Raw genomic sequence first — 19,366 nt, forward strand, 5'->3', positions numbered from 1 at the left:
CTGTTCAAAAAGCAGCTTAACAATTTGTCCAATTTTAAGGGTTCACTTCAGGCTAACGGATTATTTAATCTATTATTAAACTTTGTCACCGTCTTAAGCGGCTCTACACGGGAAGTCCTGTTCCAGCAGGGCTTCCTTTTTCTTACTCACATTATAGCATGACTATAACTGACTTTCGACTATTTTTAATCAGCTTTTTTAGCAGTTTTAATGTGACTAATCAATACTAATTTTCTTAATTGAACGGCCACCACGGAAATCGTTTAGTAATCCGTCTTTCTTCATGAGTATCGTAAGCCACTTAATGATTACCAGCTTGTTCACGCATCATTAGGGGGATCTGCGCACGAGAGACCAGACGAATATTTGCAACATAGGATCCTTTATGAGCAACAAGTGCCCAGTGCTGTTTAGAACTATATTGTCCGGTATAAAACTTTAGCCAACTACCACTCCCAAAAGGATCATCAGCTACAAACGCATCAACTCGCTGCGGGGTTTTAACAGCAGCAACATGTTTATTTTTACCATCACTATCAATGATAGTTGTCTTTTTTCTCTTCTCTGGGACCTGATTAGGGAGTACCGCATAACCATATTGAACTCTTAAAAAAGGATTGAAACGATCAATCCATTCATTTTGGCTAGCACGTCCGTATCCTAATACACTTAACCATAAAAATATAAGAATAAAGATCGCTGAAACAATCATCAAATAGCGTTTATACTTGTCTTTGTCTCGTACGTCCTGACTAATTTTGTTAACCATCAAATTTCCATCACCTTTAAGTAAAATATCTAGAGGAACAGCTAAAAATTCACTTAAATTTACTAATGTGTCTAAATTTGGATAACTTAAATTGTTTTCCCAGCGTGATAGCGTTTGACGTGTCACATGTAATTTATCAGCCAATTGTTGTTGGGTTAAGTGCAGTTCTTTTCTTCTTTTTCGTAACACATTAGCAAATTGCAATTTAATAGTCCTCCTTAACTTTTAAGATAGCAGAAATCTCATGAATGTAACGCAATTACCATGTTACATTCATGATTATTCGATCTTAATCGAGAAAAAATTGGCTTTTAACGCCAATTGAGCTTAATTTGATGTGTTTATTAGTAGCTTGAAAATATTTTTTCTCTGGTGTTATTTTCAAATTCTGTTTCGTGAATCTTTTAAGAAATTATAGCTGCTAATGCAGCACCAGTCCGAGAGTTTTTATCGTTTAGGCTATCTTTTGGATGACCTTCAAAACAAACTTGACCGCCGAATTTACCAGCATCGGGTCCCATATCGACTAACCAATCGGCTCGTGAAATTAATTTCAGATTATGTTCAATCAGAATTAATGTATTGCCCTTATCAACCAATCCTTCAAATAAATCGATCAATTGTTGAGTATCCTGTAAGTGCAATCCGGTTGTTGGTTCATCTAAGAAATAGATTCGGCCGGTATGATTCAATTCCATTGCTAACTTAACACGTTGCACTTCACCACCAGATAAAGTGGTCATCGACTGGCTAAGATTCAAATAACCAAGTCCAACTTGGTGGAGTAGACTAACCTTTTTGTAGATATCTGGCACATCTTTGAAAAACTCTAAAGTGTCGTTGATAGAAAGATTTAGAACCTCAGAAATATCTTTGCCATGATAAGTGTATTGTAGTGCTTCTTGGCTATAACGTTTCCCATGACACAACTCACATTCTTGAACGATTGGATCCATGAATGCCATCTCGGTGATCATTACACCTTTACCTTTGCAACGGGGACAAGCACCTTTACCGTTATAACTAAATAGTTGTGTTGAAACGCCATTGTTGGCTTTACTGAAAAGCTTTCGTAGAGGATTTAAAATGTTCAAGTAAGTTGCAGGTGTAGAACGAATATTCAAACCTACAGAATCCTGACTCAAATCAATATAGTCTTGATCAGAAACTTGTTGTTGGAAAGCTTGGACTAAAGTACTTTTTCCAGAACCTGCTGGTCCAGATATCACGGTCATTACACCTTGAGGGATTCTGGTAGATACGTCTTTTAAATTATGAGAAGTTACATGATTAACATTTAGCCAAGATTGAGGTTCACGAGGCTTTGGGAAAGTGATTTTTTCTCGTAGCATTTTACCTGTAATCGTATCTGACCGTAATAGTTCGTCGTAGGTACCAGTGAAAGTTACTTGACCACCATTTTTGCCGGCTTGTGGTCCCATTTCCACGACATAATCTGCTGTCGAAATAATGGCAGGGTTGTGATCAACTAGGATAATGGTATTGCCATGTTCCTTGAGCTTTTTTAAGGATTGGGTAATTAATTTAATATCGTGAGGATGGAGTCCTACACTTGGTTCATCGAGTACGTAAACTAAATCGGATAGGGAACTCGTCAAATATTTGGCAATTTTAATTCGTTGAGCTTCTCCACCAGATAGAGTATCAGTTCCACGGCCAAGGGAAAGATAACCTAAACCGATGTCGACCAAAGCTTGAATTTTACTATGTAGTTCACGCACCATTGTTTTAGCCTTGGGGTCCGAGATATTATCCAAAAATTTTAGGACACTTACTAAATCCATATCGCTGACTTCTGCAATATTTTTGCCAGCAATTTTACCAGTTAGAGCCTTTTTGTTCAGACGTGTTCCATGACATACTGGGCAAGGTTTTCGAGTGACAATCTTTGATAAGGCAGCTTCATGATGACGACCTGAGGCACTATGAATAACAGAGCGAAGCATACGTGGAACTAGTCCTTCATATAATGCCGTACGGCCCCAATTTGCCGGTGGATTTTTTAATTTTTGTTGCGGAGCGTGCATGAATAAATCATATTCTTCATCGGTGTAGTCTTTAATTTTTTTGTCTAAATCAAATAATCCACTGTTGCCATATTCCTTCCAACGCCAAGTTCCCGGTTGAAAACCGGCAAAAGTCATTGCACCTTCATTGAGTGATTTATTAGGATCAATTAATTGACGTTCATCTATGTCGTCAACAAAGCCTAATCCCTGACATTTTGGACACATTCCCTGAGGTAGGTTAAAGGAAAACCATTCAGAATACCCAACCCAAGGCTGTCCAATTCGAGAAAACATCAAACGTAAGACGGAATAGATGCCGGTGTAGGTTGCCAGAGTAGATCGAGAATTACGACCAATAGGCTTCTGTTCAACCACAATTGCCACTGGTAAGTTGTCAATTCGGTTCACTTCAGGTTGACCGTATTTAGGCAAATATTGTTGGGTGAAACTAGGAAAAGTTTCATTCAATTCACGTCGGGAAACAGCGGCTAATGTATCAAAAACTAAAGAGGATTTACCAGACCCAGAAAGACCAGCAAATACAGTCGTTTTATGCTTAGGAATATCTAAACTGACATCCTTTAAGTTATTTTCTTGAGCTCCATGGATAGAGATAGTCCCATCTGCAAATAAATCAGTCATAAAAACCTCCAACAGTAAATTTATAATTCCATTATATATAGAAATCTCGTTTAACAAAAATAATCGGGTCTAGAATTTTTGGTGTTGGAAAGTATCTCCATTCCAAAAGTACTAGGCCCTAATTTAAAAAGCCATTGATAATGGATCAAAAACGGCCACTAGGGTATAGGCTAGCGAATTTTTAGAAAGTGTTTGGCGCTGAAAAAACATATTTCCTAGTTTAAAAAGATGAAAATGAGTGGAATCGTCGCTAAGATGATTATGGTTGCACCCAATATAGTGCCAATGTATCAAGTGTTTTTGATGAAAAATACGGCGTACATGGCAAGACAAGTTTTGTGAAAAGCTTGTAAATTAAGGTGGTAACACGTGTAAACGTCCTTTGGATTAATTAATCCGAGGGACGTTTTTTATTTCTCATAGAATTTTGATTTAAATAAGAAAATGCAGAAACAGAAAGGAAGGTTTTATAAATGGAACAAACACGTAAATTTACATGGAAAGAATTAATTGTGGTGGCTTCAATGCTTTTTGAAATGTACTTTGGTGCAAGCAACTTAACATTTCCAGTGCAAATTGGTCAACAATCTGGTTCAGCATTTATCAGTTCAATTATTGGTTTTATCATTACAGGCACAATTTTACCTTTACTAGGTGTTGCCGCAATTGCAATTACCAGAACCCACGGTGTATACGAACTGGCTCAACCAATTGGTAAAACGTACGCTTTAATCTTCACGGTAATTTTGTATATTGCCATCGGTCCAGCATTCGCCACGCCACGAACAGCCACAGTGCCGTTTGAATTTGGAATTGCCACGCATGTGAGTGCTGCTACCGCACCAATCTGGCTTTTCATCTACTCCGCTTTTTTCTTCACCGGAGTTGTCCTTTTTTCAATTAATCGGCATAAAGTTGTGGACTATGTTGGCCGTTATTTAAACCCGGCTTTCATTATTATGGTTGTTATCTTGATTGCCGTTGCAATTTTCAAACCTATGGGCACGACAGCAGGGCAAGCTGTCACCGGTGCTTGGCGTAATGGTTCCATGACCAACGGAATTATTCAAGGCTATCAAACGATGGATGCCTTGGCATCTGTTGAATTTGGAATTGTTGTGATCACGGCAATTAAGGCTTTGGGTGTGAAAAAAGAATCAACAGTGGCTAATTTAACTGTCAAAGCGGGAATCATTGCTGCAAGTGCGATGGCCTTAATTTATGCCGGATTAGCTTACATTGGGGCAACAAGTCTTGGCCATTTGAAAATTGCGAATGACGGTGGGATTGCTCTTGGTCAAATTACCCAGTACTTCTTTGGAAATGCCGGTGTTTACATCTTGGCAATCATGGCAACCATCACGTGTATGACTACGGCTGTTGGGGTAACCACCTCGTTTGCGACTGCCTTCAGTAGTATGTTTCCTAAATTCGGGTATAAAACATATGTGATTATCGTTTCAGCAATTTCATTTGTAGTTTCTAACTTTGGCTTTGAAACTATTATTAATGCGGCGGTACCTTTCCTAATGTTTATCTATCCACTATGTATCACATTGATTTTGCTTTCGCTGGCATCCCCACTATTCCATCGTGCGAGAGTGGTTTACATTTGCACAACGATTTTTACCATCGTCCCAGCAATCGTCGATGGATTAAATGCAGCTCCTGCGTTTATTGCCAAATCAGCTTTTGTGGAAAGCTTAACTAGTTTTGAAAGTAAATATGTGCCATTCTTCTCCCAAGGGTTTGCGTGGCTAACCCCTGCCATCATTGGATTTGTGATTGGTATCGGAATTTATATCGTTCAACGCATCCGCGCAAACAGCGAATCATCTGTTAGCGAATCGGATTGGTCGTAGAACTGAATGATTTTGTGAGGCAAGTTGCTTAAGGGCAGCTTGTTTTTTTGATTATCTGATTTGCTCTGAATGGGTTTTCATGCTAAATTTATGATAACAAAATTAGAATCATTCAATAAATGAAATGGAGGACAAGCGAATGGAATACATACGTTTAATTGGTGTATTAGTTATTATACTGGGATTTGCATTCAAATTAGACACTGTGGCGGTCGTTTTGATTTCGGCACTGGCCACCGCATTAGCATCCGGAATCGATTTTACAAAATTTTTAGCGATTTTAGGGCAAGGATTTTTAGACAATCGGATGGTGTCCTTATTTTTTTTAACTTTGCCAATGATTGGCGTTATCGAACGCAATGGCTTAAAGGCATCTGCCGTAAATTTGATTCATCGTCTACAAAACTTAACCCCCGGGCGAATTTTTGATATCTATTTATTAATTAGAGAATTAGCCTGTGTTTTTGGAATTACCTTACAAGGGCAGGTCCAGTTTATCCGGCCTTTGATTAATCCAATGGCGCAAGCAGCAGCGAGTGTTGAAGCAAAACTCACACCAAAAGATGTCGATCGAATTAAAGCACGATCGGCGGCTACAGAAAACTTTGGAAATTTCTTTGCGCAAAACTTGTTTGTTGCATCTGGTGGTGTGTTATTGATGGCGAGCACCATGAAATCTTTAGGGTATAAAGTCGATCCGACGGGAATTGTTTTATATTCCATTCCAGTTGCCGTGATTACATTAGTCCTAGTATTTGTATATAATCGCTTATTTGATCGCCAGTTTACAAAGAAGGGACGTGTTGACCATGACTAGTTTAATCAATAATATTTTAACGTTCCTATACATGTTAATTGGAGTTGGTTTTTTAATTGCTGCAATCGAATCGTTTCGAGACAAAACGAATTCGACTCGTTATGGAACTGGATTGTTTTGGACTTTGTTTGCAGTTATTTTTGCCCTAGGTCAATGGCTTCCTAATGCATTAGTGGGCGCATTTTTATTGGTGATCGGCTTACTGTCTCTTTTAAAACAGGTCAAGGTGGGCCATATCAAAGAAATTAATGTTAAAACAGCTGAATCTGCGGCCTTGCGATTAAAGGGGTGGATTTTCCTGCCAAGCATTATCTTGGCTGTGACTGCTATTTTGGTAGCCCAATTCACACCGTTTGGCGGACAGGTTGGAATCGGCGCTGCAGCAATTCTTTCATTAATTGTGGCGGTTGTTTTGACCAAATCAAGTGGAAAAGCCGTTTTTGACGATACGCAACGCATGGTACGTTCGGTTGGCTCGGCCGGAGTTTTGCCGCAGTTATTAGCTACATTAGGAGTGGTTTTCACAGCTTCTGGCGTAGGTAACGTGACGGCACATGCGATTTCCAGTGTTTTTCCGGTTGGCAATCATATGCTGGGCGTTGTCCTGTATTGTGTGGCAATGGCTGTGTTTACGATTATTATGGGTAATGCGTTTGCGGCATTCGCAGTTATCACGGCTGGAATTGGGATTCCATTCGTGGTTGCGCAAGGTGGATCAGCAGTGGTTGTGGCGGCACTCGGAATGACGTCTGGTTATTGTGGGACGTTGATGACGCCAATGGCTGCAAACTTCAATACGTTGCCGGTGGCGTTAATGGAAATGAAGGATCCGCTGGGTGTCATTAAACAGCAGGCACCAATTGCAATTCCTATGTTAATTATTCAGATTTTATTGATGTATGTGTTAGCATTTTAAATTTAAGGAGGATATAAAAATGAAAATTCTTGTGACTGGGTTCGATCCGTTTGGTGACGACAAAATTAATCCGGCGATTGAAGCTGTGAAACGTTTGCCAGATGAAATTAAAGGTGCGCAGATTGTGAAAATTGAAATCCCCACAATTTTTGGCAAGTGTGCAGATGTGACGCATGCGGCTATTTTAAAGGAAAAACCAGATTATGTTTTGAGTATTGGCCAAGCTGGCGGTCGTTTTGGATTGACGCCAGAACGGGTAGCAATTAATTTTGATGATGGACGGATTAAGGATAATGCGGGCTATCAGCCACTAGGAACGCCGGTTCATGAAGATGGTCAAAATGCGTATTTTACGCAATTGCCGGTGAAGGCGATGGCTAGGGCGATTAGGGTGGCAGGTTTGCCAAGTAGTGTGTCGACAACGGCTGGAACGTATGTATGTAATCATATTATGTACCAGGTACAGTATATGATTGATAAGGAGTTTCAGGAATTGAAGGCTGGATTTATGCATATTCCGTTTTTACCGGAGCAGGTGACAAGCAGGCCAAATACGCCTTCATTGAGTTTGACAGATGATGTGAAGGGAATAACGGCGGCAATTGCAGCCATTGTGGAGCGTGATGGCAAGGCTGATATTGAGACGGTGGAGGGCCACGTGGCATAAAGTGAAAGTGCGCGAGGCAAAACGGTAAAAGGCAGAATATAAGCACGATGGAGACGGGATCGCAATCCCGCAGGAATCGTGCTTATATTCTGCCTTTTGTTTTGCCGAGCGGTCCTAGAGCTCAGTGGAAAATAGCAGGCGCGGATGGCGACGTAGGCGGGATCGCAATCCCGCAGGAATCGTGCTTATATTCTGCCTTTTGTTTTGCCGAGCGGTCCTAGAGCTCAGCGGAAAGCAGCGGGAACAATGCTTATGGTTCACTTATTGATATTAATAATCATCCTAAAAAAGTGAATGAAAAAAGCTCATTTTTTAAGGATTCACTAAACAAATTTTTGCAAGAAATTAATGATTAGCTATATAATAGAAATCGTGCACTTCCATCTTTTGTTGCTGAAATAAATATTTAGCTACGCGAAAATGCAAAAAAATAATGGAGGTATACATTTGGAAAAAAGTAAAAAAAGTAATATAACTCTTACTCTGGCTGCAATTTTTATTGCAACGTTCATGAGTTCAGTGGAGACGACAATCATCACTACGGCGTTACCAACTATTGTGAGTGAACTACATGGTATTACTCAAGAAAGTTGGGTATTTGCAATGTACTTGCTTACTACCGCTGTTACAACTCCCATCTATGGAAAATTGGCAGACCAACTGGGAAGAAAGCCAATATTTATTTTTGGCTTGGTAACTTTTCTGATTGGTTCAATTGCCTGTGGATTTTCGCCTAACATTATTGTTCTAATTGTTTCGCGCGCAATTCAGGGTATCGGCGCGGGTGCAATAATGCCAATAACATTTACAATCATCGCTGACGTTTTTAGTTTTGAAAGACGTTCCAACATTATGGCAATGAAATAATACAGCATGGGGTATTTCAGCACTTGCTGGGCCACTTATTGGTGGATTTATAGTGGACAAACTTAATTGGCATTGGGTATTTTTTATTAATGTGCCTCTTGGTATCCTTGTTTTAGGATTAATCGTATTTGGTTACCATGAATCCTCATTTAATGCGAAAAAGATTAAGATTGATTATCCAGGGATAGTTTTACTCTCGGCAAGTTTAATTGGACTTCTCCTTGGCTTACAAAATCTTAGCAAGCAAAGTACCTCGTTCATGTTCTGGTTGATACCGTTTATTACTTTTGCTGCAGCTCTGGTATTCTTCATAATGGTCGAACGACGTGCAGAAGATCCATTAATCCCATTAAAATTATTTAGTAATCGAACCTTTTCAATTCAGATAACAACAGCCTTACTGCTTTCTGGTGTGCAGATTGGGTTTCAAGTGTATTTTCCGATGCGGTTACAGTCAATTTACCATGTATCGGCTTCAATAGCTGGTCTGGCTATTACACCCAGTCCTGTTTTATGGTTGATAACTTCATTTTTTGTAGGTGGCCTCTTAAAACGATTTACTCCGAAGTATATAGTATTGCCTATAGTTGTAATTCAAACGGCATTTTACGTACCTTTAGTTTTTGCAGGAACAAATTTCCCAATAATGATGTTTTATGTTATTGCCGATATAACTGGTGCCGGTCTTGGTATTATCATTACCATGAATACCGTTGTAGCACAAGAACTTGTGCCAAAGGGAAATATTGGGACTGCATCCTCAATGCTCACACTTGGGCGAACATTGGGACAAACCGTCATGACAGGTATTTTCGGATTAGTCTTTAACTTCGCTTTAAACCAGGGAGTTAAAGCGAATAAGTCGCTAACAATTAGTAAATTAAATAACGCTATCAGTTCAAATACTCCCTTTAGGAATGGTCATTCATTGCAAAACGCAATTAATTCAGTTCTGCTTAACGGTTTTCATTCCGTTTTTATGATAGCTATATTACTATTTGTAATCCTCATAGTTCTCAATTTATTTGACAACACCAAAGAAATTATTAGGTAGAGTACCTCAATAGTCGTTTTAACATATTCAAGTTTGAAAGTTATTAATTACGCCGTTATGAGTCAATAACTTGATGCTAAAAAAACAAAACTAACCTGTTTATGCAAAATAAGGATCTGAAAGGAAAATCTATCCCTTTTCGGATCTTTATTTTGTTGAACTGATGAATTTTTTCTAGCACAATTGATGTAAATGAAAAAAAGTTATCAAAAAAAACGTTATTCACCATCTGTTTTTAAAACAGGTAACCGAATAACGTTTTTAGTTTCTATATGAAAAATTAGTTACTTTGTTCACTATTTAGCTTGTTGATTTCTAAAATCAAATCAACTGCTTTTTCCATGGTTTGAGCCGAAACAAATTCATAACGACTGTGCATATTTTCGCCACCTGCGAATAAGTTGGGTGTAGGAATACCCATAAATGAAATTTTTGAACCATCTGTACCGCCACGAACGGGATAAATTACAGGGGTAATATCCAAATTTTCCATGGCAGTTTTTGCGATTTCAATGGGTGTCATATCTTTTTCGAGAATTTCGCGCATGTTGTAATACTGGTCATGGGTTTCAACAGTTACGCGTTCTTCACCAAAGTCTGCATTTAGTTTATCTGCAATGTTTTGTAGTTCTTGTTTCCGTTGTTCAAATACTTTGCGGTCATGATCTCGAATAATATAAACTAGTTTAGCATGATCAGGAGTGCCTTCCATCTTAAATAAGTGGAAAAATCCTTGACGGCCATCAGTTAATTCAGGACGATCACCAGCTGGAACGAGGTTATGATAATCAATTCCCACTTGAAGGGCATTAACCATGACACCTTTGGCCGTTGCCGTATGCACTTCATTACCTTGAATTTCGACAGTTGTCTGTGCAGCATTGAATGTTTCATATTCCAATTCACCCAGCGGACCGCCATCAACAGTGTAAGCATATTTGGTGTTAAAGTCTTTTGCATCAAAATGATCAGCACCGGTTCCTGTCTCTTCATCAGGGGCAAAGCCGACGCGAATTTCACCGTGTTTTACTTCAGGATGGTTAATGTAATATTCCATTGCTGTCATGATTTCAGCTGCACCAGATTTATCGTCAGAACCAAGCAAAGTTGTGCCATCTGTTGTGATTAAGGTTTGACCCTTGTAATTGTGTAACGCAGGGAATGCAGAAGTTTTAAGCACCCATTTGCCATCTTTACTTAATTGAATATCAGATTCACCATCGTAATTCTCATGAATTTGAGGATCAATGTTTTCCGCGTTGAAGTCGGCGGTATCAATGTGGGCAATGTAACCAAATACAGGAGTATTGCCGCCATCATTAGCAGGTAAAGTAGCTACGACATAGCCACTTTGTGCTTGGGTATGCACGTCTTGTAAACCAAGATTGGTAAGCTCTTGAGCAAGTGTTTTTAAGAAGGCTACTTCCTTAGGATCAGTGGGAACTGTTTTTGAATCTGGGTTAGAGCGTGTGTTTACTTTTACATATTTTAAAAATCGAGGTAATAATGTTTCGTATTTTGCCAAATTAATCACTCCTAATTTTGTTTTGTTAAGTGTATTTTAGCTTACTTACGCAGAGAGGGGAAGCAGAGTGGTTTTTGACCAACTAAAAATAGCGGCCATCAATTACGGAAAGTCCGTTAAGGATGACTCGCTATCCAACTAAACTTGGTTTTAATTTTATTCAGTGGCCTTTTTAGCCAACATCAATGCACCAGTAATTCCGGCGTCATCGCCCAATTCAACATGGACAATGTAATTTGAAATTTCAGGGAAATCTACATAGTCTGCTAGTTGTTTGACAAATTCTTTTTGAATTTGAGGGAAGAGCTGGCTTTGTTTCATAACTCCGCCGCCAAAGATAATGATATCTGGGCGTAAGATCAAAGTGGCATTGACGCAAGCTTGTGCAATATAGTTAGCTTCAATTTCCCAGAATTCGTCACTCGGATCAATTTCATTTCCTTTTTTACCAAACTGTTTTTCAATGGATGGTCCGGCAGCTAAACCTTCAAAACAATCACCATGATAAGGACAAACGCCTTCAAAACCATGATCACGAGGATCGTGTCTCAACAAGATGTGACCCATTTCAGGGTGGCTGTAGCCTTGTAGAAATCCACCATTTTGAAGATAACTGGCACCCACGCCGGTTCCGACAGTCCAGTACAAAATGTTTTGTTTGCCCCGACCTGCGCCAGCCTTGTATTCACCGTAAGCCGCCACGTTGACGTCTGTAGTGAAATAAAATGGAATATCAAAATGAGCCTTCATGGCACCTAAAAAGTCATAGTTTTTCCAAGCTAGTTTGGGCGTATTGGTAATAAAACCATAATTATCGGCTTCTTCATTTAAAGAAACAGGGCCAAACGAACCGATTCCAATTGCGTCCACGGGATGTTGCTCAAAATATGTAAACACCTGCGCCATTGTTTCTTCAGGGGTTGTGGTTGGAAATTGTGTCCGATCTTCAATAGTAATATTTTCATCGCTAACAGCACATACAAATTTGGTTCCACCAGCTTCAATTGCACCTAATTTCATAAAAAAATTCATCCTATGCTAAATATGATTACAGTTGTTGTAATCGCTACCATGATTATAGCATAAGAAAAACGGGTCGAAAGAATAAGTAGTTAAGAACTAGAAATTTTTTAAAACTTGATCCTAATCAATTTAACGTCAGCAGTTACTCGATAGAATATAAGCATATTAAGAAATTAGGGGGAACCAAAAATGTCAAAAACTCCAGAAGAATTATTTGCAGCAGAACAGAAACAATCCGAAATCGATCATCATGTGCCCACAGCAGGGGCAATGGTGAATCATATTGTTTCCAATTTCACGGTGCTTGATGCGAAATTACATCAGGTGACTTGGTACGTAAAGGGATTGAGCGCACCAGCAATTCAACATGTGTTGAAGCATTTGATTCGAGAAAACCGAACCCACTATGATGAAGTTGGGGAACTACTTTTAGATGAAAATGAAAAACCATCTTCAACAACCGCGGAATACAGTGAGTATTCGATGATTGGTGAAAATGGTAAGAACAAGTATTTTACGGCTGATGAGATGGTGAGTGAGGCGGTTCAGGATTATGTGACGCAAAATTTGTTTGTGGATCGTGCCATTAAGTTAGCGGAAAAAGAAGAGCGTCCCGCATTGCGTAATTATATGGAAAAATTGCGTGGGGATGATAATCATGCGATTCGTGTGCTTCAGGCGTTAGTCGGCAATAATGCTGGCGATGGACTGGAGGAAGAATAGAGTGTTCAAGAGAGCGGTAGCTTCTGAGCATTAGCCTAGATAGTTAAATGATTCGCACTTGGAATCGTTTGACTATCGTAGCTAAGCGGAGGAAGTTGCTCTCTTTAACACATTTCGGCTACAAAGGAATAGTAACCTTTAATCCAACAAGACCAGCGCATCCTTATCAATCAATTTAATCCGTTTTTGAGGACCTTGTGTAATCCAGCCCTTTCGTTCGAACTCTGTTAGTTTCCGACTAACGGTTTCTGGCGTGGTGCCGAGATAAATCGCAAGATCCTTTTTTTTGATGGGTAACTTAAAGGTATCTTTTTCCAAACTTGCCCCGGTTTCAACCAGATAATTGCCAATACGAGCTTCAACACTTTCTGTCGAAGCTTCGGTCGTGCGTTTTTCAAGGGATGAAATCCGTTGACCAAATTCGTTAATCAGATTCATGCTGATACTTGGTGATTGGCTGAGTAACTTTTGAAAATTGTTACGGCTAATCTGACAAACTTGCGTCGGGATCAACGCAACACCCGAAGAACTGCGTGTCATTTCTTGAAAAAGGGCCCCTTCACCATCAAAATCACCAGATTGTAACAAATACAGAAGCTGTTCACGACCATTGGCGGAAATTTTTGAAACTTTGACCTGGCCATTAGCGACAATCATGAGTGTGTTCAGTTTGTCGCCATCGAGAAATAGAGATTCGCCAGCCTCGTAATGTTTGTGCATGATAATGGATTCGATTTTATCAACATCACCATCTGGTAAGTGTTTAAACAGCGGAACTAGTTTTATACAGTCGTGTTCTGAACGTTGCATGATGTAACCTCACTTGCTTTCGAATTTAATTACCTAAAGAATAGCATGAAAAAGCAATTGCGGAAAGAAAACGAATTCAAATAACATAAAGAGATTATTAAAAAGTTATCTTATTTTAGGCGTTATTTGGCCCGAATGGCTTGCGTTTGCTTAGTAAATTGTGATACATTTTAAGAATTGTGGATTAGATCTGAAACTCGATTTAAGGGGATTTATCAAGAATAGTGAGGATATTAAATGATAACAGTTACCGATATGAGTATGCAATTTTCTGACCGCAAACTCTATGAAGATGTCAATTTAAAGTTTACGCCTGGAAATTGCTACGGCATTATTGGTGCCAATGGAGCCGGCAAATCAACCTTCTTAAAAATACTTGAAGGCAAACTCCAACCAACAAAGGGTCATATTTCAATTTCACCTAATGAACGGATGTCAAGTTTGAATCAGGATCATTATGTGTTTGAAACTGAAAAAGTTTTGGATACTGTGATTATGGGTCATAAAAAGTTGTATGCCATTATGAAGGAAAAGGATGCTTTGTATGCCAAAGAGGACTTTACCGATGCTGATGGGATTAAAGCAGCCGAACTCGAAGGTGAGTTTGCCGAAATGGACGGCTGGAATGCAGAGTCTGACGCGGCACAACTTTTACAACAACTCGGTATTGATGAAACAATGCAAGCTCAAAAAATGAGCGAACTAACTGAAAGCCAAAAAGTTAAAGTATTGTTGGGACAAGCTTTGTTTGGTGATCCTGATATTTTGGTCTTAGATGAACCAACCAATGGACTTGATGCCCAATCAATTTCATGGTTGGAAGATTTTTTGGGTGATTTCCGGAACACAGTTATCGTGGTATCTCATGACCGCCATTTTCTAAATGCCGTTTGTACCATGATGTGTGACGTAGATTTCGGTAAAATTCAGCTTTACGTAGGTAATTATGATTTTTGGATGGAATCCAGTCAATTAGCTGCCAAACTTAAAGAAAATGCAAATGCCAAAAAAGAAGAAAAGATGAAAGAACTGCAAGAATTCGTGGCTCGTTTCAGCGCGAATGCCTCGAAGTCTAAACAAGCAACTTCTCGAAAGAAACAGCTTGAAAAAATCACTTTGGATGACATTCAACCATCAACTCGAAAATATCCATTCATTAGTTTCACACCAGAACGTGAATTGGGAAATGATTTATTGCGCGTTGATAAGCTTTCCAAATCAATTGATGGTGTGAAGATTCTGGATAACATCACCTTCACTGTCAAACCAGGTGAAAAAGCAGCTTTATTGAGTCAAAATGATTTGGCAACCACCACTTTACTGCAAATTGTTGCGGGTGAACTGGAGTCAGATGAAGGAACGGTTACTTGGGGACAAACGACCACTCGAAGTTATATCCCAAGAGATATTAATAGTTACTTCTCAAATGAAAACTTAGATATCCTAGAGTGGTTGCGCCAGTTTGCACCTAAAGAGGAAAGTGACAATACTTTCTTACGGGGCTTCTTAGGGAAAATGTTATTTTCCGGTGAGGACGTTAATAAGCCAGTTACCAAATTATCTGGTGGTGAAAAGGTGCGTTGCATGCTTTCTAAAATGATGTTGAGTAAGGCCAATGTTTTATTATTGGATGATCCCACGAATCATTTAGACTTGGAATCTATTACGTCATTAAATGATGGCTTGATTAATTTTGGCGGTTCATTGATTTTAACTTCTCATGACCGGCAGTTTATTCAAACAATTGCAGATCACATCATTGAAGTATCGGACAAAGGTGTTGTTGATCGTTCTGAGACTAGCTATGACGAGTTTATGGAGCATGTCGACATTCAAAAAAAGGTCCAGGAATTATATAGTAAATAAACTGTTCATTTCGAGGGTAATAAGCTGAAAAAAATTGCCAATCCTGCTAAGATGACCTTGAATAAAGGTCTGATTTTATTATAGAAGGAAAGTCTTTTTATGGACGTTGAAATTAAACGAGATGGTTTAATCTTACGCGGCTTATTGGAAACACCAGGCACAGATAAGTATGATATTGCAATTCTGATGCATGGCTTTACTGGTGATTTAGGTTATCGAAAGACAGATCTGTTAGCACAAGTAGTACAAAGATTACATGAAGATGGGATTGCCACAATCCGTTTTGATTTTAATGGGCATGGCAAAAGTGACGGCCGTTTTCAAGATATGACGATTTTAAATGAAATTTCGGATGGCAACGCAATTTTAACGTTTACCAGGAAATTACCCCATATTGTAAACATTTTTTTGATTGGACACTCTCAAGGCGGTGTTGTGGCGAGTATGCTTGCTGGTAATTATCTGGAGTATATTTCAAAGCTGGTTCTGTTGGCTCCTGCAGCGACATTAAAGGACGATGCGCTTAAAGGTGACCTGCAGGGTGTCACGTACCAACCGAATCATATTCCAGATGCTTTACCAACCCAAAAGGGACAGATAGTGGGTGGCTTTTATCTGCGAACGGCACAGACAATGCCTATTTATGAAGTTGCCAAACAGTATAAGGGTCCAGTTTGTTTAATTCATGGAGATGCGGATACTGTGGTGGATAAAAAAGCATCAGAACGTTATCAAGAAGTGTACGAAAATAGTGAATTGCATATTGTTGTTGGTGGCTCACATCAATTCAAGGGAGCCGCGCGACCACAAGCTTTGCAATTAATGACTGATTTTTTAAAAAATTGAGAAACAAAAAGAATCCCTGTCGTTGCTGGGATTCTTTTTTATGGGTTTAAAAGAAACTGTTTTTAAATGACGTCTAGATGGACGTATTTATTTTTCAAATTGTAAAAATCATAAGTAGCCAAGTTGGCAATATCTTTTTCACCATTGAACATGGCTGTATAACTACCTGCCAGCATTAAATTGATTGAATTTTCTGTTTGTTTATCAAAACGAACTAAGAAAACGGGTTTGTGCTGGGCATAGGCGTAACCACATTCCCAAATGGTTCCGGCATCGGCTTCATGCTGGCCATTTTCAAGGTCGTAATCAAGGATCGCCACAACAACATCGGCTTGATCAATTTGACGAATATCCGCATTAAAAGTGGCAATTTGCCATTCAAATGACCCGGCGGCAGCGTCCGTATATTCATCTTTTCCTGGAAGAAAAATTGCGTCAGAATTGATGGTTTGGTTCTTGTTTAAAAGATTTTTAACGGTCTTTACCCGATTGTTTTGACCATCACTAAAGAATGGGCCGGCGAGATAAACAGATTTTGGTTGCATTAAAATTCTCCTTTAAGTTGTTTAATGTAGAAGCCTACTTGTTGCGGATCGTGAAGCGCGCTTGATGAACACTAGGGTTTTCTAATTCGTCTAAAATAGCAACGGCCATTGTTCCGGTTGAAACTTCAGATTTTTGATTGGCATCGTAAAGAACATGATCTTTTCCTAAAGCATAGTCTGTCTTAGGGCCATCGAGAAAACTGGCCGCTGGAGAAACACCAACCCAATTGACGTTTGTCACAGTTCTTAAGAAATCTAACTCATGAGTTTGTGATTCCGGTGTATCAATCCAAGCTTGTGAGTCAGGAATCTTTTTAAGTTGATCCAGTAAGAGACCATCGTCAGTTTGTAAACTACCTGCTCCAAGAATAAAAACAAGGCGTGGCGTTTCCGTTTCTCGTAATAAATGCACTAAATGGACTGCCAGATCAATATGTTGATAAGCAAGATGTTTACCTAATGGAACGGAAAAGGCATCAATGACAACGTCTAAATTAGTTAAATCTTGTTTAGTGATGTCAAAAGCATCTTTTGCAATAATGGTTACTGTGCCACCAAATAATTTTGTTGCCTTATCTTTGTTACGAACAAGTGCCGTGACCTGATGACCACGATTCAGTGCTTCAGTCACGATTTTTGAGCCGGACTTACCGGTTGCGCCAATGATACCAATTTTCATATTTTTTATGATCCTTTCTCAATATTTACAACGATTTTTCTGTTATAAATTTCTATTTCGATTACAATTAAAATTATAAAGCAAATGAGGCACGAATGTTAGCAATTAGTTTAACCACTTTTGATCGGATTTGCAATTAATATAATTAGGAGAACACCATGCAAGCAATAATCGGTGTCGATATTGGCACAACAAGTACAAAAGTTGTTTTGTTTGATCTAAAAGGGACCGTTTTAGCCAATCAGAATAATGGTTACCCACTTCATCAAGACCAACCAAGTTACGCACAAGAAAATCCAGAACAGATTTTTGCGGCGGTTGTCACTGGTATTAAAAAGGTGATGCAAATAGCTAAACAAAAGTCCTGGAAAGTTTTAGGAGTGTCCTTTTCAGCAGCCATGCACAGCTTGATTTTGATCGATGGCCAAGACAAACCTTTAACCCAAGTCATCACGTGGGCTGATAACCGTTCTGAAAAACAAAGTGCTGAACTTCGCGAAAATGGTCTTGCTCAAGCCTTGTATTTTAAAACGGGAACGCCAAACCATCCCATGACCCCACTGACCAAAATTATGTGGTTTCGTGAAGAACGGCCGCAGTTATTTGCCAAAACTGCCAAGTTTATTGGTATTAAAGACTATATTTTCTTTAAACTTTTTGGAGCTTACGTGATAGATGAAGGACTTGCTTCGGCTACTGGAATGTTTAATATTCAAACGATGGCCTGGGATGCCCAGGCGTTGGCAATTGCTGGTATCACTACAAATCAATTGCCCAAATTGGTGAGCACAGAAACCCAATTTTCTGGAATGTCTGCAACAATGGCTGCTCAGCTAAATCTTGATACTGATGTACCCTTTATTATCGGCAGTAGTGACGGGGCACTCGCAAACCTTGGGGTTGGTGCAACTAACTCTGGTCAATTAGCAGTTAGCATTGGAACCAGTGGCGCAGTCCGATTAGTCGTTGACCATCCGGTTTTTGATCCGGCTGGAAAATTATTTTGTTATGTCCTTGGAAAAGATCAGTGGCTTGTGGGTGGTCCCGTAAATAATGGTGGGATTGTTCTCCAGTGGGTACAGGAGCAGTGGTTCACAAAAGATAGGCAGTCATCTTACGTTGAGTTGATTAAGTTAGCTGCAAAATCAGTTCCTGGGGCCCATGGCTTAATTTTTTTGCCCTATTTAGGTGGTGAACGGGCGCCAATTTGGAATGCGGATGCACGTGGTAGTTTCGTTGGACTGACGCGCCAACACACCCAAGCAGACATGATTCGGGCTGTATTGGAAGGGATCGTTTTAAATTTGTGTGAAGTCACGCAAATGATTGAACGGGTAGCAGGTCCGATTGCCAATGTGAAAGCAACTGGTGGATTTTCTCAATCTGCGTTCTGGGTACAAATCTTAGCGGATTGTTTTAATCAAACAGTGACAGTTTCAAAAAAATCGGCGGGTTCAGCTTTAGGTGCGGCCATTATGGGGCTTCACAGTTTGGAAATTGTCCCCAAACTAGCCTTAAATGAGTTGGCATCAACTGATCAGCAAAAATGGCAAGCGAATCCCCAAAATGCCGAATGTTATCAAGATTTGATGAAATTATGGGCACAAATTAGTGAAATTTTGGAACCGGAATACCATAAAATTGCTGATTTTCAGAGCAGATATTTTAAATAACTAAAGGTTGAAACTACAAAAACTTATCTTGTTGCCTGATACGAAAACGTTC

General features: G+C 39.4%; 15 protein-coding genes and 1 pseudogene. 9 read left to right on the forward strand and 7 right to left on the reverse strand.

The window, feature by feature from the left end; all coding sequences use genetic code 11:
* Window positions 1-301: 301 nt before the first annotated feature.
* A complete protein-coding gene (locus PPA04_RS07235) occupies window positions 302-973 on the reverse strand; it encodes a helix-turn-helix domain-containing protein (RefSeq protein ID WP_229923047.1) in 672 nt (223 codons plus the stop codon).
* A 200-nt stretch (window positions 974-1,173) separates the two neighbouring features.
* Window positions 1,174-3,441: an ATP-binding cassette domain-containing protein gene (locus PPA04_RS07240; protein ID WP_057784724.1), complete on the reverse strand. Its 2,268-nt coding sequence runs from the start codon at window positions 3,439-3,441 to the stop codon at window positions 1,174-1,176.
* A gap of 473 nt (window positions 3,442-3,914) precedes the next feature.
* Here PPA04_RS07240 and brnQ point away from each other — a divergent pair, with 473 nt between their 5' ends.
* The 5 genes and pseudogenes from brnQ to PPA04_RS07265 all read left to right on the forward strand — a co-directional run bounded on the left by brnQ (window position 3,915) and on the right by PPA04_RS07265 (window position 9,624).
* A complete protein-coding gene (gene brnQ, locus PPA04_RS07245) occupies window positions 3,915-5,303 on the forward strand; it encodes a branched-chain amino acid transport system II carrier protein (protein ID WP_057784725.1) in 1,389 nt (462 codons plus the stop codon).
* Between the two features lie 139 nt (window positions 5,304-5,442).
* Window positions 5,443-6,120 (forward strand): DUF969 domain-containing protein, encoded by a 678-nt coding sequence (locus PPA04_RS07250; protein ID WP_057784727.1) that lies wholly within the window; start codon window positions 5,443-5,445, stop codon window positions 6,118-6,120.
* Window positions 6,113-7,036 carry a DUF979 domain-containing protein gene (locus PPA04_RS07255; RefSeq protein ID WP_057784729.1) on the forward strand — a complete coding sequence of 308 codons (924 nt, stop codon included), beginning with the start codon at window positions 6,113-6,115 and terminating at the stop codon, window positions 7,034-7,036. The genes PPA04_RS07250 and PPA04_RS07255 overlap by 8 nt, the downstream gene beginning before the upstream one ends.
* Window positions 7,037-7,055: 19 nt before the next feature.
* Window positions 7,056-7,703 carry a pyroglutamyl-peptidase I gene (pcp, locus tag PPA04_RS07260; protein ID WP_057784731.1) on the forward strand — a complete coding sequence of 216 codons (648 nt, stop codon included), beginning with the start codon at window positions 7,056-7,058 and terminating at the stop codon, window positions 7,701-7,703.
* A gap of 420 nt (window positions 7,704-8,123) precedes the next feature.
* Window positions 8,124-9,624 (forward strand): annotated as a pseudogene (locus PPA04_RS07265) (MFS transporter).
* Window positions 9,625-9,904: 280 nt separating this feature from the next.
* On the opposite strand, the gene pepT reads toward PPA04_RS07265, so the two are convergent.
* Both pepT and PPA04_RS07275 read right to left on the reverse strand, forming a co-directional pair.
* The gene (gene pepT, locus PPA04_RS07270) at window positions 9,905-11,149 is read right to left on the reverse strand and encodes a peptidase T (RefSeq protein WP_057784732.1); all 1,245 of its coding nucleotides are present in this window, start codon (window positions 11,147-11,149) and stop codon (window positions 9,905-9,907) included.
* A gap of 156 nt (window positions 11,150-11,305) precedes the next feature.
* Window positions 11,306-12,169 carry an ROK family protein gene (locus PPA04_RS07275; protein ID WP_057784734.1) on the reverse strand — a complete coding sequence of 288 codons (864 nt, stop codon included), beginning with the start codon at window positions 12,167-12,169 and terminating at the stop codon, window positions 11,306-11,308.
* A gap of 192 nt (window positions 12,170-12,361) precedes the next feature.
* Between PPA04_RS07275 and PPA04_RS07280 the strand changes: the two genes are divergently transcribed.
* Entirely contained in the window at window positions 12,362-12,895 is a 534-nt protein-coding gene (locus PPA04_RS07280) for a ferritin-like domain-containing protein (protein WP_057784736.1), read from the forward strand.
* A 138-nt stretch (window positions 12,896-13,033) separates the two neighbouring features.
* Here PPA04_RS07280 and PPA04_RS07285 read toward each other — a convergent pair whose 3' ends face one another.
* Window positions 13,034-13,705 carry a Crp/Fnr family transcriptional regulator gene (locus PPA04_RS07285; RefSeq protein ID WP_057784737.1) on the reverse strand — a complete coding sequence of 224 codons (672 nt, stop codon included), beginning with the start codon at window positions 13,703-13,705 and terminating at the stop codon, window positions 13,034-13,036.
* 237 nt (window positions 13,706-13,942) lie between these two features.
* On the opposite strand from PPA04_RS07285, the gene PPA04_RS07290 reads away from it, so the two are divergent.
* Window positions 13,943-15,571 (forward strand): ABC-F family ATP-binding cassette domain-containing protein, encoded by a 1,629-nt coding sequence (locus PPA04_RS07290; protein WP_057784738.1) that lies wholly within the window; start codon window positions 13,943-13,945, stop codon window positions 15,569-15,571.
* Between the two features lie 99 nt (window positions 15,572-15,670).
* A complete protein-coding gene (locus PPA04_RS07295; RefSeq protein ID WP_057784739.1) occupies window positions 15,671-16,417 on the forward strand; it encodes an alpha/beta hydrolase in 747 nt (248 codons plus the stop codon).
* 62 nt (window positions 16,418-16,479) lie between these two features.
* Here PPA04_RS07295 and PPA04_RS07300 read toward each other — a convergent pair whose 3' ends face one another.
* Window positions 16,480-16,962 (reverse strand): nucleoside 2-deoxyribosyltransferase, encoded by a 483-nt coding sequence (locus tag PPA04_RS07300; protein ID WP_057784740.1) that lies wholly within the window; start codon window positions 16,960-16,962, stop codon window positions 16,480-16,482.
* Window positions 16,963-16,996: 34 nt separating this feature from the next.
* Window positions 16,997-17,641 carry an NAD(P)-dependent oxidoreductase gene (locus PPA04_RS07305; RefSeq protein ID WP_057784741.1) on the reverse strand — a complete coding sequence of 215 codons (645 nt, stop codon included), beginning with the start codon at window positions 17,639-17,641 and terminating at the stop codon, window positions 16,997-16,999.
* Between the two features lie 158 nt (window positions 17,642-17,799).
* Between PPA04_RS07305 and PPA04_RS07310 the strand changes: the two genes are divergently transcribed.
* A complete protein-coding gene (locus PPA04_RS07310; RefSeq protein ID WP_057784742.1) occupies window positions 17,800-19,314 on the forward strand; it encodes a gluconokinase in 1,515 nt (504 codons plus the stop codon).
* The last annotated feature ends 52 nt before the right edge of the window (window positions 19,315-19,366 follow it).

This window comes from Pediococcus parvulus (assembly GCF_007990205.1).
In the GTDB taxonomy this organism is placed as follows: domain Bacteria; phylum Bacillota; class Bacilli; order Lactobacillales; family Lactobacillaceae; genus Pediococcus; species Pediococcus parvulus.